At 40.4% G+C, this 12,891-nt stretch carries 16 protein-coding genes and 2 pseudogenes; 17 read left to right on the top strand and 1 reads right to left on the bottom strand.

All coding sequences use genetic code 11. The features are described 5' to 3' along the window. Nucleotides 1–79: 79 nt before the first annotated feature. Complete coding sequence (locus QFZ72_RS26365; protein WP_307439215.1) at nt 80–1,042, bottom strand: D-2-hydroxyacid dehydrogenase; 963 nt, start codon at nt 1,040–1,042, stop codon at nt 80–82. Between the two features lie 194 nt (nt 1,043–1,236). On the opposite strand from QFZ72_RS26365, the gene QFZ72_RS26360 reads away from it, so the two are divergent. The 17 genes and pseudogenes from QFZ72_RS26360 to nadE all read left to right on the top strand — a co-directional run bounded on the left by QFZ72_RS26360 (nt 1,237) and on the right by nadE (nt 12,609). Continuing rightward, the gene (locus tag QFZ72_RS26360; RefSeq protein ID WP_307439212.1) at nt 1,237–1,527 is read left to right on the top strand and encodes a hypothetical protein; all 291 of its coding nucleotides are present in this window, start codon (nt 1,237–1,239) and stop codon (nt 1,525–1,527) included. A 74-nt stretch (nt 1,528–1,601) separates the two neighbouring features. Continuing rightward, nucleotides 1,602–1,832 (top strand): excisionase family DNA-binding protein, encoded by a 231-nt coding sequence (locus QFZ72_RS26355; protein WP_307439211.1) that lies wholly within the window; start codon nt 1,602–1,604, stop codon nt 1,830–1,832. A 140-nt stretch (nt 1,833–1,972) separates the two neighbouring features. Then, on the top strand, nt 1,973–2,401 hold the full coding sequence (locus QFZ72_RS26350; RefSeq protein ID WP_307439209.1) for a YwqH-like family protein: 429 nt from the start codon (nt 1,973–1,975) through the stop codon (nt 2,399–2,401). Further along, entirely contained in the window at nt 2,402–2,662 is a 261-nt protein-coding gene (locus tag QFZ72_RS26345) for a YwqI/YxiC family protein (protein ID WP_307439207.1), read from the top strand. A 17-nt stretch (nt 2,663–2,679) separates the two neighbouring features. Next, nucleotides 2,680–4,719, top strand: coding sequence for a ribonuclease YeeF family protein (locus QFZ72_RS26340; protein WP_307439205.1), 2,040 nt, complete (start codon nt 2,680–2,682; stop codon nt 4,717–4,719). 16 nt (nt 4,720–4,735) lie between these two features. Continuing rightward, entirely contained in the window at nt 4,736–5,248 is a 513-nt protein-coding gene (locus QFZ72_RS26335) for an Imm6 family immunity protein (protein WP_307439203.1), read from the top strand. A gap of 315 nt (nt 5,249–5,563) precedes the next feature. After that, the gene (locus QFZ72_RS26330) at nt 5,564–6,016 is read left to right on the top strand and encodes a YrhA family protein (RefSeq protein ID WP_373464722.1); all 453 of its coding nucleotides are present in this window, start codon (nt 5,564–5,566) and stop codon (nt 6,014–6,016) included. A gap of 154 nt (nt 6,017–6,170) precedes the next feature. Further along, nucleotides 6,171–6,406 (top strand): annotated as a pseudogene (locus tag QFZ72_RS26325) (T7SS effector LXG polymorphic toxin); the annotation flags it as partial. Next, nucleotides 6,386–6,940, top strand: a complete 555-nt coding sequence (locus QFZ72_RS26320) for an HNH endonuclease (RefSeq protein ID WP_307440025.1) — start codon at nt 6,386–6,388, stop codon at nt 6,938–6,940. The pseudogene QFZ72_RS26325 and the gene QFZ72_RS26320, both read left to right, overlap by 21 nt. Continuing rightward, nucleotides 6,937–7,404, top strand: coding sequence for a DUF6985 domain-containing protein (locus tag QFZ72_RS26315; RefSeq protein WP_307439199.1), 468 nt, complete (start codon nt 6,937–6,939; stop codon nt 7,402–7,404). The genes QFZ72_RS26320 and QFZ72_RS26315 overlap by 4 nt, the downstream gene beginning before the upstream one ends. Before the next feature lie 130 nt (nt 7,405–7,534). Then, nucleotides 7,535–7,849, top strand: a pseudogene (locus QFZ72_RS26310) (pre-toxin TG domain-containing protein); the annotation flags it as partial. After that, the gene (locus QFZ72_RS26305) at nt 7,837–8,091 is read left to right on the top strand and encodes an immunity 22 family protein (protein ID WP_307440023.1); all 255 of its coding nucleotides are present in this window, start codon (nt 7,837–7,839) and stop codon (nt 8,089–8,091) included. The pseudogene QFZ72_RS26310 and the gene QFZ72_RS26305, both read left to right, overlap by 13 nt. Nucleotides 8,092–8,264: 173 nt before the next feature. Next, complete coding sequence (locus QFZ72_RS26300) at nt 8,265–9,038, top strand: NUDIX hydrolase (protein ID WP_307439198.1); 774 nt, start codon at nt 8,265–8,267, stop codon at nt 9,036–9,038. Nucleotides 9,039–9,092: 54 nt separating this feature from the next. Continuing rightward, the gene (locus tag QFZ72_RS26295) at nt 9,093–9,641 is read left to right on the top strand and encodes a cysteine hydrolase family protein (protein ID WP_307439197.1); all 549 of its coding nucleotides are present in this window, start codon (nt 9,093–9,095) and stop codon (nt 9,639–9,641) included. Nucleotides 9,642–9,660: 19 nt separating this feature from the next. Then, nucleotides 9,661–11,133, top strand: a complete 1,473-nt coding sequence (locus QFZ72_RS26290) for a nicotinate phosphoribosyltransferase (protein WP_307439195.1) — start codon at nt 9,661–9,663, stop codon at nt 11,131–11,133. A gap of 27 nt (nt 11,134–11,160) precedes the next feature. Beyond that, a complete protein-coding gene (nadD, locus tag QFZ72_RS26285) occupies nt 11,161–11,775 on the top strand; it encodes a nicotinate (nicotinamide) nucleotide adenylyltransferase (RefSeq protein ID WP_223439446.1) in 615 nt (204 codons plus the stop codon). Between the two features lie 12 nt (nt 11,776–11,787). Further along, nucleotides 11,788–12,609, top strand: coding sequence for an ammonia-dependent NAD(+) synthetase (gene nadE / locus QFZ72_RS26280; protein ID WP_307439193.1), 822 nt, complete (start codon nt 11,788–11,790; stop codon nt 12,607–12,609). Nucleotides 12,610–12,891 lie beyond the last annotated feature (282 nt).

The raw sequence follows: 12,891 nt of genomic DNA, 5'->3' as shown, positions 1-12,891 counted from the left end.
TCATTTATGATACTAGATTTGTATTAGTCTTTATATTTTCCAATACAAGCGCTCTTCCTATACTAAAAATTTATAACAATCAGTATCCTTTTTGATAATCGACTAAGTTGACGGAAGGAATGTCTCCCGTCAGATACTGCTTCAAATTAGGAATCAGAATGGTTTCTGCCAAGCGCTTGTTATAGAATTCGGTTGAACCGGATGTATGCGGGGTGATGATCACATTTTCAAACTCCCACAAGAGACTCTTTTCCCCGAGAGGTTCATTTTCAAACACATCAAGTCCTGCTCCAGCAATTTCTTTTTCCTGCAGCGCTTTTATGAGATCTTCTTCCGCTACAGTTTCCCCCCTGCCGATATTAATAAAGAAGGCCGAGGATTTCATTTTTTTAAACTCCTCATATTTGAAAAGCTGATAAGTATCTTTTGTAAGCGGCAGTGTCACTACGACATAATCACATTCAGGAAGGACATGATCCAGCTCATCACTTGTATACATTTCATCTGCAAACTCTGCAGGCTTGCCGGAATGGCGCACACCTATCACGTGCATGCCAAACGCTTTAGCGATCTTTGCTGTTTCCTGACCGATCGCTCCGACCCCAATAATACCAAGCGTTTTCCCGTGAATTTCAAGCTTCATTTCGGCATGATGCCATTTCCGTTTGGTCTGGTTTTTAACATACGTATGTATTTTTCGCGTCAGCCCGAGCATGAGGGCAAAAATCGTTTCTGAGATTGGGAAAGCGTGCACGCCGTTTGCACTGGTTAAGAGAATCTCTTTCTCTTCAAGAGCTTGAAGCGGCATACTATTGACCCCAGCACTCCAGGACTGGACCCATTTAAGCTTTGAGCCAGCTGCAAGGCATTCTTCTTCCATCCCTTTTTTCCACCCTGCAATCACTTCAGCATCCTTAAGGTGATCCTGCCAAATGGATTTGTCTCTTCCTGCAATGATCTCCCAATCAGGGATACTTGTTGTAATTTCATTTAAGTGTTTATGTTCCAGGTCTTGTGTGATGATGAGTTTTCTTTTAGTCATGTTTGAACCTCCTAGTTATGTCTGTATAAAGGTAATATTATCAGAAAATTCGATTTAGATATGAAAGTTCATATTTCTTTCTATGTGATTTTCAAAAATATAGTTTTTTCGCTTGAAATATGGGTAAAGGGTTAGGAGGGAAAATTTCCTAGTTTTGTAACGAACTATTAGATGATGAGGTGATTTTCAACAAAATGAAAATACTTCAAGAGCGTTTTTATCCAAGTGTCAGCAGAATTCTCGCTTTAGCAGGGGATCACGAGAATAACCCGCAGTTACTGATTGGCTATGACGTGGAAGGCAATCAGCTCTTTCATGTAACATGCCCAAATGGTTATTCCTTTCTCTACTTGTCATCGCATCTCAATGCTGATGTAGCTGTTGTTTGCGGGATGGAGAATAATCAATCAGAGTCTTGGCCTGATTTTTATTTTTCTGTGGATCACGAGAGCGGAGCGCTGAACCGAATTTGCCGTGACAAGTGAATACCGCTTTCCTTTGTTTCGCAATCTAACTATAATTATGGATATTAATCATCCAGGGAAAGCGAGAATCAAACATGTATCTTACGATTAAAGAAACAGCCGAGCATTTATCCATGCCGGAAGCTTATATTGAAAATCTGATCTTGCAGAAACAAATCAGAGCGGTTCATGACGGAGAGCAGTATTTGATCAACAAAGAACAGTTTACGACACACTTAGAACAGATGGAAAAATACAAAGAACAGCTGGAAGAGTGGCTCGGCAAGCCGATTCCGGAAGACATTGACATCAAGGATGAAGATTAAAGAAGTGCACACGCTGCACTTCTTTTTTGTAAGAAAAGCATGACTGCTGTCAAATTAAAGCCAATGGTCCTATTCAACGGTACTACTATCTACCTTATACTATAAAATATGGAAATTAATTCGGGTCAGAGGTGATCAAAATGAGTTTTTCGGAAATGCTGAATCAAATTCATGGTGCGATATCCTATCAATCTTCTGAACTGAACGACCAGATTAATAGACTTCAGCGAGCAAAGCAGCAGATTGAACGCGAACAGACGGAATGCATGAACGAGATGCGCAAAATTCTTGATCCCGAGCTTGATCATTTATGGAAAGGGTCAAGAGCTGATGACTTTCATGAAGATCGCAATGAGGCTTATAAAGTGATGCGGAATATTGCAGATGAAGATTACGATGCTTATAAGCAGCGTATTCAGTGGAAAATTAACTCCCTTGAAGTCGACAGAACGGTCTTAAATGCAGTAAGCGGACTTGCACATGAAGCAGATAAACTGCTGGCGGTTGGCGAGGATGCATTTGAAGAGCTTGGAAACAGACTAGATGATTTAAAAAGGCGGTTGTTTTAAATGACCCAAATTAAACTGAATCATGCCGAAATGATGAAGCAGCTGGATGAAATCAAACAAGCATTGGATGCCTTGGTTTTGGAAGGACCAGACGATGTCGGCCACAACAAGCTTGATTTTACGCAAAAATGGCAGGAGCGGGAGGAAATGATTCATCAATTTATCTCGCAGTACGTAACGATAGTTCAGAAAAATGTGGAAGATACGCGTGCAAATGTGGATTCATTGAAAGAACAAGATGAAGCGATTGTCCACAGATAAAAAAGGACAAAAGGGAGGTGGCAGAGATTAAAGTTTATGAAGCAAAAACGTTAGTGTCGGCAGCGGAAAAGAGAGCCAAGCAATACGAAGAGCTGAAGGAACAGCTGAATCAGCTGAAAAAACAGTTTTTAGATATCGTAAATTCTGGTGATGAATTCCAGGGAAAAGGCGCAGAAGCGATAAAAGGCTTTTATTCTGCCCAAGTCGATGTAGTGGAAGCCTGGATGAGGCTGATCGATAAAAACATTGCTTTTTTAAGGGGAATCCCCGGCAGCACGGAAGATGCGAAGCTCTCAGGCGATACCTTTGTCCAAATGTCCTTTTTAGAAGAAAATGTGCCGCGTGCTCAAAATCGGGCGAAAGAAATGGTCCAAGGCCAGCAGGATGCCCTGCAGTCCATCTTCCGCAGTATTGCTGATCTTGTCCTGCTGCATGTTTTTTCAACGGACACATTCGAAAACCACATGGCAAAAGCTGAAAAAGAACGCACCCAAACGATAGACGCGGTTAATCAGCTCGATCAGGCGCTGACAGAAGAATACGCCATCTCAGAAAACGATCAAAGCTACCTGGTCGGCCTGTTCGGACAGCTGCTTGAATCCTCAAGACAGGGCAGCACCATCACACCGATCAACTTCGATGCAAAAGCCTATCAAAACAGCGAAATCTACAAAATGAAAAAGGACATCGAAAACAGCTCCAAAGAATATCTCGCCTTCAAAAACGATCAAGCAGAAGCAAGAAAACAAGCAAAAATTGCCGAGGAGCTCGAAAATCGCCCGTGGTACGAAAAAGCCTGGGATACCACAAAAACCTTCACCGGCGAAGTATCCGGCTACTATGACTACAAACGGGCAACTGAAGGTGTTGACCCCGTCACAGGAGAAAAGCTCACAGATGCCCAGCGCATTGCAGCCGGAGCTATGGCAGCAGCCGGCTTCATTCCGGTTGTCGGCTGGGCAGGAAGGGCTGTAAAAGGCGGAAGCGCGATTTACAAAACGGTTAAAGCGTATAATGCAGCGGATCATGCGCTTGATGCTTATAAAACCTCTAAATCGTTTAGTACTCTGCAGAAGACGGAGATGGGCATCTACGGCCTCGTCTCCGCTAACGGTCTCGGTGAAGCTGTGTTAGGTAAAGACATGTTCGGCAACCAGCTTACAGACCAGCAAAGGCAGCAGAGCCTGATGCAGGCCATTGGGATTTTGGGAGTTGGCGGAGCGGCTTATGGATTGGATAAATTGGCTGCGAAGCGTGGCGGATTGTTGCCATATAGTAATCGGTTTGTTAATCAGAAGATTGAACATGCGAATGCTATTTTAACCGATATTGGAAGAAGGGTAGGTAATATTCCTGTTCCGATTAGGGTTAAAAGTGAATCTTTGGCGACTAATACTGGGTTGAGTATGAGTGGTTTTAATGTGGAGTATAAGGCTTTAGGTGATATCATTTCTTTTGCGAAGAGTAATGTGGTTTATAAGGGTACGGGTAAAGATTTAAGTAAAGTAAAAGTTGGAAAAGCAGATTTAGATAATTTACGTAAAAAGTGGAATGTACCAGAAACACATACTATTGCAGTGGGAAAAACAGATGTGAAAGGTCTTGAAGATTTAAGTTTTGAAGGTGGTTCCCCAAAGGTTAGAAAAGAAGCAGGTCTACCAAGTTTGGATGAACTATATCCTAATCGAGAAATTAAAGCCCCTTATAACAGAGCTATAAGAGGCCATGCCCAATTCATGGATCATGCAGAAGAAGGTACAATTGCTGAATTTGAAGATGCTGTTAAAAAAGCAGGTCTTAAACCAGAAGATGTAAAAGGAACACTATATATTAACCAATCTAATCCAAACGGAATTTGTAATAAATGTACAAAAGGTTTGTTTGATTCTGTTCCAGATGATGAAAGAGGAATATTTAAGCAATTGACTGATATGTTTCCTAATTTGAAAATTGATGTATCGACTGAAATAGATCCAAGTTTACCATATCCAAGAGATACATTGTCTTTTGAGGTAATAAATGGGATACCAGAAAATGTGGTCAAAATAAGAAAATAAGTAAGGAATGATAGTCATGGATTTTATCAATAATCTCAACGCAGAGGCTAAGGTTGCAATAGGATTAGTAATAGCCGAAAAAATGTTTAATATAATTAATATAGATGAACCTGGATATAAAACTGGTAGAGAAGCGTTAGATTCCTGTTGGAAATGGCTTGAAGGTGAAAAAATCGATGCGGATGATTTGTGTAACTATATAGATAGCGAAGATTATGTAGATGTAGCTGAGTTCGCAAACAAAGAAAGAGACGTACAAAAACAATATGCATGGTATTCAGTATTAGATGCTGTTTCATATACAACTTATCAAGCATATGAAAAGGAAAATAGAAAATTCGTTCCTCAAGTGGTTGAGGTAATTGATGATGAAACATTAAGAATATTAGGTGAAAATGCAATTGAGTCTGGTTATTTTAAGATTGAAAGTCTAAATGATGTAAAAATATACCTATTGGAAAACTACTCATCAAACGATAGTAGTAAAACCTCTAATCATATAAAAAGAGATAGTTTACCACTGACCTAAAATATAAAATAGACCTTCTTCCTAAAGGGAGAAGGTCAGGGTGTCGAGAAAGACTCGACAGCGATACAGTAAATAATTTGGAGTAGTTACAATGGAAAAAGTGTTTAAAGACTATTTTTCAGAACCACAGAAAAGCACCAAACTGGCTTTTAGTCAAAGGTGTTTTTTTCTTTTTAGTGATAGTTAAAGCTTAATATAAGAACTGTCTCAGATGCTCAGCGCATCGCAGCAGGACCATGGCCACAGCGGACCTCGTCCTGGTAGTAGGCTGGGACGGTTATGGCTTCAAAGACGGTACCTAGAAGGGAAGAGTAGATAAAAGAGGTGTTAAAAGAAATAGAAAAAATTGTAGTGAAATATGGAAGTTCATTTAGAAATCCAGTATCAGATACAGAAATTATTAAATTGAAACAACATATTCAGCAGAAATTTGGAAACATTGCATTACCTGAGTCATATATCGAATTTTTAAAAATAGTAAATGGTTTAGACTTTAATGGATTAGTCATCTACGGTGTTGATAAAGTTCTAACTGATAAGGAAGAAGATGAAAAGATTCAGGGATTTATAGAGACAAACGAGCTTTGGTATGAGAATGATTGGCAAAAGCAATATATATTTTTTGGAGATTCTGATACAGCTTGGTATTGTTACGACTTAAAAGAGAGTATGTATGTAGAACTTGATAAACCCTCAGGAACTTTAATTCAGTCATTTGATAATTTTGATTCCATGTTGAGTGATGCACTTGAAACAACTCTTTTGTAATGAAATGGTATATTTTAACAAGACTTTTATATGTTGTTAAAAAATGAACCTGATGAGCTATACGCCTTTCAAGATTTTTTTCTTTTATTATATAAAACGCTTTTAGACTACCACGTTGTCCTCTTCGAACAGCTGATCGAATCATCAAGACAGGGCAGCTGCCGGCTTCATCCCGGTCGTCGGCTGGGCAGGTCGGGCTGTCAAAGGCGGAAGCGCCGTGTATAAAACAATGAAAACGTTCAATGCAGCGGACAATGCGCTTGATGCTTATAAAACCTCTAAATCGTTTAGTACTTTGCAGAAGGCGGAGATGGGATTTATGGGCTGGTGTCGGCTAATGGGCTGGGTGAGGCTGTTCTAGGTAAAGATATGTTTGGCAACCAGCTATCAAGACTAAGCCAAACCCCTGCGCCTAATAATTTAAAGGTTTGTTTTGAAGGAACAAGGGGTGAATCTGAATGCATACTCAAGCCGCCGCCAGATCGTCTATTAGCACAAATCTTAGATAAAGTTGGGATTAATGGTATCCAATATCAACATGCTATTCCTGATTTTTCACCAGTAGCAAAAGCACAGGTAGAGATTGAATATATGCTTGGTGGCAAAGGGGGATTTGGTGCGAAAGCTAGACGAGCTAATTTTATTCAATCAGACCAAAAATTAGCTGATCAACTTAATGATTCACCTGAATTAGCAAGCCAATTTGGTATGGAGTCTGGTGAAATTAGTGCAAGAGATATAAAGTTATATCGAGAAAAAAATAAATTAACATGGCATGAATTGAATGATGTTAAGACAATGCAACTTGTGCCAACAAAAATAAACAGTGAATTCGGACACCTGGGTGGTGTAGGTGAGGTAAACGCAGGAGCTTTTGAACCTGGAGGATTTGCTAATAAACAAAAAGAGGCGATACTGAAATGACAATAAACGATCCAATTTTCGGTGAACTCGAGTATGAATATGGTTGGTCTAAGGATACCACAATTAAATTTTTTGGAAAAGAAACGGATATAGCTTTGATGATAGATGGTGAAGAAGATGGCAATTTTGAGGAAGCTCAATATACAGCATATCAATCATTAATGCAAAAGTGGGAAGAGTTGCAATTAAGTATATTGCAACCCATATTAGACTATTATAATCAAAAACGACATGAACTAGGTTATGATATTGAAGTAAACGAAAATTATCCACTAGTTGAAACAACAGATCAAATACTAGAAATGATAAGTTTAGATGGAATAGTTGTTCCATATGCGGGTAATTTTGAAGGTCGAGATATGGGAATTACATTTAATTGTATATGGGATACAGAAAACGGACTAGGACTTCGTCTATTAAATGAAAAAGTAACTGAAGTAGGTTACCAGGATGTTGCAATTTAATTATGGGTATTTACTAGGAATACACATAAAAGAGTATAAATGACTGTTTTATTTTGAAAGTTAATGAAAAAAACAGCAGAGATAGATTCTAGAAATCTCTGCTGTTTTTTTATATGCAAACGGGAAAATTACACGTGAAGTAGCAGGATACTACGACTACAAACGCGCCACAGAAGGCGTCGACCCTGTAAAAGGAGAAAAACTCTCAGATGCCCACCCCATTACAGGGACCATGGCCACTGCAGGCATGGTCCCTGTAGTGGGGTGGGCAGGCCGTGCCTTTAAAGGCGGCACCGACAACTACAAAACCTACAACGCCGCAGATTCCGGACTGGATGCCAATAAAACTTCTAAATCGTTTAGTACTCTGCAAAAAACTGAGATGGGCATCTACGGACTCGTCTCCGCTAACGGTCTGGGAGAAGCTGTGTTATTGAAAGATATGATGATGCTACTCGTGAAGCGGAGTTTTATGATGATGCTGATAATGCACTTAGTGGATTATTAGAAGATTTTTCTTATGATGATATAATTATTCCGAAGTTTTCATTGGTATGTGGGGAACACTTGAATAGTCATTATAATCTTGTCATTCTTTTATACAATTTTAAGTATGAAGGTGTGAAAAAGAAAACGAATGTTGATGCAAGTGAGCTGGAGTTTTTAGGTTCAGTAGAATACATGTAATGAAATTAGAAACCTTGAAAGGTATTATGCCTTTCAAGGTTTTTTCAGTAAATAAAAAAATACTTCTCAAAAATCCCCCACATAATTCATTGACACCCACCCCAAAATAAGGTATAAATAAATTAACAATTAACAACTTGTTAATTAAAAACGAATTAAGGAGCCAGTTATTCATGTCAAACGATGAAGCTCTTAAGAAATACGATATAAAAAAATATCGGACTCCTGATGGGTACACGTCAGATATTTGTGTGTTTACGATTGTGTCTGAAAGCGATGGAGAGTATAAGCCGCCATTGATGGATTTGAAGCTTATGCTGATCCAGCGTGCAGCGCTTGATGCAGAGGGGAATCCAAACATTGAGGCAAGCAAGTGGGCGCTTCCGGGCGGATTTGTTCAGGATGATGAATCAGCATTTGAAGCGGCAAAGAGGGAATTAGAAGAGGAAACGAATGTTTCCGGGGTTCATATGAAGCACTTTGGTGTGTATGATAAGCCTGGACGCGATCCGCGCGGCTGGATTATCTCGAATGCGCATTATGCGATTGTTCCAGAGCATTCGCTGTCCCTGAGAAAAGCTCAGGATGATGCTGCAGAGGTAGACCTTTTTTCAATCAACGATGTTCTGAATCTGGATCTCGCTTTTGACCACAGAGAAATCATTGGAGATGCCATTAAAATGATTACAAATGATCTTTTGCAGACGACAGTTGCTAAGAATTTTCTTCCTGAATTCTTTACATATTCGGAGCTGCAGGCAGTCCTGAAGACGGTGACGGATGATCCTGCCATTGCAAGTGACCAGTCTTTTTCAAGGAAAATTAAGACACTGCCATTTATCAAGGAGGCAGAAGGAAAGACATCGCGCACGTCAAAAAAACCGACGCAGCTTTATTCGTTTGTTGAGATGGATGTTGTCAAACCGATCTATACGGCACGTTATTAGATTTGATAATTAACAATTCATTAAGTGTTAAATACTAAAGGGGAGTGGACATTTATGAAAAGAGCGTTAATTAACATAGACTATACAGTGGATTTTGTAGCGGATGACGGGGCACTTACTTGCGGGAAGCCGGGGCAGGCAATTGAGGATGAAATTGTAAAGCTGACAGAGGCTTTTATTGATGCAGGGGATTATGTGGTTTTTGCGATTGATAGACATGATGAGAACGATGAGTTTCATCCTGAAAGTGCTTTGTTCCCGCCTCATAACATTGAAGGTACAGATGGCCGCAGACTTTTTGGGAAACTTGAGGACGTTTATGAGCAAAATAAAGTGAAAAATCATGTACAATGGATGGATAAAACAAGATACAGTGCGTTTGCGGGTACGGATCTGGAATTGAAGCTCCGCGCACGGGGCATTACAGAAATTCATCTGGTTGGGGTTTGTACAGATATTTGTGTGCTGCACACGGCAGTTGACGGTTTTAATAAAGGTTTCAAAATGGCTGTTCATGAAAATGCAGTGGCAAGTTTCAATCCTGAGGGTCACGCATGGGCGCTATCTCATTTTAAAAACAGCTTAAATGCACGGGTTGAATAGACAGATGGAGGTTCCTTTGATGAAATACACAGACGACAGTTTAATGCTTCACACGGATCTTTACCAAATTAACATGGCAGAAACGTACTGGGAAGATAACATGCACAACCGGAAAGCAGTATTTGAAGTCTTTTTCAGAAAGCTGCCGTTCAGCAATGGATATGGGGTTTTTGCCGGTCTTGAACGCATTGTCGAGTATTTGCATAGTTTTTCTTTTACAGAAAGTGATATTGAGTACTTAAGAGATGAATTAGGATACAAAGAAGATTATCTGGAGTATTTAAAAGAGATTCGCTTTACTGGAACCGTCCGTTCAATGGTTGAAGGAGAGCTGGTTTTTGCCAATGAACCGATTCTGCGGATTGAAGCGCCGCTTGCAGAAGCGCAGATGATTGAAACGGCTTTGCTTAACATTGTGAACTATCAAACATTGATTGCGACAAAAGCTTCACGCATCAAGCACGTTGTAGGCGAGCAAAGTGCAATGGAATTCGGAACACGCAGAGCGCATGAAATGGATGCGGCAGTGTGGGGCACTAGAGCTGCTTACATCGGCGGTTTTGATGCGACATCAAACGTACGCGCGGGCAAAATGTTCGGCATTCCTGTTGCAGGTACACATGCTCATGCTTTGGTTCAGGCCTATCGTGATGAATACACTGCGTTCCATAAATACGCGCGCCGCCATAAAGATTGTGTTTTCCTCGTAGATACATATGATACGTTAAAATCAGGGGTTCCTATTGCGATTAAAGTGGCCAAAGAGCTTGGCGATAAAATTAACTTCAAAGGGATTCGCCTCGATAGCGGAGATCTTGCATACTTATCGAAGAAAGCAAGAAAAATGCTGGATGAAGCAGGATTTACAGAGACGCAGATTATTGCTTCGAACGATCTGGATGAAAATACGATCATTAACCTGAAATCACAGGGTGCACAAATAGATTCATGGGGTATCGGCACGAAGCTGATTACCGCTTATGATCAGGCCGCTCTTGGTGCTGTCTATAAATTAGTATCTATTGAAAATGAAAACGGGGAAATGAAGGATACGATTAAAATCAGCGGAAATCCTGAAAAAGTGACGACGCCAGGGATTAAAAAGGTGTACCGGATCATCAATTCCCTCAATAAAAAATCAGAGGGCGATTATATTGCGCTTGAGGATGAAAATCCGCAAGCGGAGGAGCGCTTAAAAATGTTCCATCCTGTTCATACGTTCGTCAGCAAATTTGTAACGAATTTTGAAGCGAAGGAACTGCACCGTGATATTTTTGTAGATGGAAAATTGGTTTATAAACTTCCTGAACTCCAGGAGATTCAAGACTATGCCGCTCAAAATATGGATGTTCTATGGGATGAGTACAAACGGACCATGCATCCTGAGGAGTATCCGGTCGATTTAAGCGAGCGCTGCTGGGAGAACAAGATGCGAAATATCGAAGAAGTTCAATCTAAGGTTAAGAATATGATTGAACAGGGAATGAAGTAAGTAGAGGACGATGGGAGAGAAGAGCAAGTGGGGAAGATAGGGATTTACGGTTCGTCGTTTGATCCGATCACAAATGTACATTTATGGACGGCAAGCACCGTTGCACACCGATGCAGACTTGATAAAATTATTTTTCTGCCATGTTCAAACAAACGGAAAGATAAAGTGATGAAAACATCTGATCTGCACCGCTGGAATATGCTTGAGCTTGCCCTTCAGGGAAATGACAAGTTTTTGGCTGATGATTATGAAATTAAGCAGGAAGCCTGGAATGTATATACGTATTACACGCTGGAGCATTTTAAAAAGAAATACCCGAATGATGAAATTTACTTTATTATGGGTGCAGATCTGCTTGTTGATATTGCAGACGGCAAATGGAAATATGATCAGGAACTGATTTCAAGCAATAAATTTATTGTCATGGCTAGAGAAGGCATTGATATGCTCCGTACGATTTCCCGTTCCCCGATTTTGCGGAATCATGATGACGGCTCAACTTTTCACTTGATTGATAAGGGGCTTGCGATGGAGATCAGCTCTACATACATCCGGGATGAGTTTTCAAAAGGCGGGGAACCGCGTTACCTGCTGCCTGATGCTTGTTATGATTACATTAAAAAACATTCTTTATATCAATAGGAGGAATTTTTGATGAGCTTGCAAGAGAAGATTATGAGTGATTTAAATGTTAAACCTGAAATTGATCCGAAGGCTGAAATAAGAGAACGCATTGATTTTTTGAAAGACTATCTGAAAAAAACGGGTGCGAAAGGATTTGTTCTTGGTATAAGCGGCGGGCAGGATTCTACTTTGGCAGGGCGTCTTGCCCAGCTTGCTGTTGAAGAGTTAAGAAGCGAAGGCAAAAGCGATGCGAAGTTCATTGCCGTCCGCCTTCCGCACGGTGTTCAGCACGATGAAAATGATGCGCAGCTTGCTCTCAAATTTATCAAGCCTGATCAATCGATCACGTTTGATATTAAGTCGACTGTTGATGCCTTTGAAAAGCAATATGCAGATGCCGTTCAGGATGAGCTGAGCGATTTTAATAAAGGAAATGTGAAAGCAAGAACACGCATGATTACTCAATATGCGATCGGAGGTCAGGCTGGATTGCTTGTCATCGGTACAGATCACGCTGCAGAAGCAGTCACAGGGTTCTTTACGAAATATGGTGACGGCGGAGCAGATCTTCTTCCGTTAGCCGGTCTTACTAAGCGCCAGGGCAGAAGCTTGCTGAAAGATCTTGGAGCAGAAGAAAGATTATACTTGAAGGTTCCAACGGCAGACTTGCTTGACGATAAGCCTCAGCAGGCTGATGAGACTGAGCTCGGCATTACCTATGATGAGCTTGATGACTACTTAGAAGGGAAATCCGTTTCAGAGGAAGTCGCTTCTAAGGTGGAAAAGCGCTACTTAATGACTGAGCATAAACGCCAATTGCCTGCAAGCAAATTTGATGGATGGTGGAAATAATTAAGGAAAGCAGCTGCATTTTGCGGCTGCTTTTTACGTTTGACTGATACATTTTGGAATTCGTCTGAAAAAAATGGAGAATCGGCTGTAAGTTTCTCGAATTCGGCTGTAAAATGCGAAAAAACGGCTGAAAGTTTTAGAATTTGGCTGATAAAAGAGTTACGGTGTTTATTTTTTCATTCTATGACTTACTGCCTTCAAAATAAACAGTTTTTCCTGTGAACTCAGCATTCTCCAGCTGCCTGCTTTGATTTTCATGATTCATCGTCCTCCTTTCTGCTT

The organism is Bacillus sp. V2I10, from assembly GCF_030817055.1.
Lineage (GTDB): Bacteria > Bacillota > Bacilli > Bacillales > Bacillaceae > Bacillus_P.
Note: the sequence above shows the minus strand (reverse complement) of the source record. Positions and strands in the feature narration are given on the sequence as shown.

Coding starts and splice junctions, on each gene's coding strand:
- QFZ72_RS26315 (WP_307439199.1), top strand. CDS start 6,937: ATGACAATAAACGATCCAATTTTCGGTGAACTCGAGTATGAATATGGT.
- QFZ72_RS26365 (WP_307439215.1), bottom strand. CDS start 1,042: ATGACTAAAAGAAAACTCATCATCACACAAGACCTGGAACATAAACAC.
- QFZ72_RS26295 (WP_307439197.1), top strand. CDS start 9,093: ATGAAAAGAGCGTTAATTAACATAGACTATACAGTGGATTTTGTAGCG.
- QFZ72_RS26300 (WP_307439198.1), top strand. CDS start 8,265: ATGTCAAACGATGAAGCTCTTAAGAAATACGATATAAAAAAATATCGG.
- nadE (WP_307439193.1), top strand. CDS start 11,788: ATGAGCTTGCAAGAGAAGATTATGAGTGATTTAAATGTTAAACCTGAA.
- QFZ72_RS26350 (WP_307439209.1), top strand. CDS start 1,973: ATGAGTTTTTCGGAAATGCTGAATCAAATTCATGGTGCGATATCCTAT.
- QFZ72_RS26355 (WP_307439211.1), top strand. CDS start 1,602: ATGTATCTTACGATTAAAGAAACAGCCGAGCATTTATCCATGCCGGAA.
- QFZ72_RS26320 (WP_307440025.1), top strand. CDS start 6,386: ATGTTTGGCAACCAGCTATCAAGACTAAGCCAAACCCCTGCGCCTAAT.
- QFZ72_RS26360 (WP_307439212.1), top strand. CDS start 1,237: ATGAAAATACTTCAAGAGCGTTTTTATCCAAGTGTCAGCAGAATTCTC.
- QFZ72_RS26335 (WP_307439203.1), top strand. CDS start 4,736: ATGGATTTTATCAATAATCTCAACGCAGAGGCTAAGGTTGCAATAGGA.
- QFZ72_RS26290 (WP_307439195.1), top strand. CDS start 9,661: ATGAAATACACAGACGACAGTTTAATGCTTCACACGGATCTTTACCAA.
- QFZ72_RS26345 (WP_307439207.1), top strand. CDS start 2,402: ATGACCCAAATTAAACTGAATCATGCCGAAATGATGAAGCAGCTGGAT.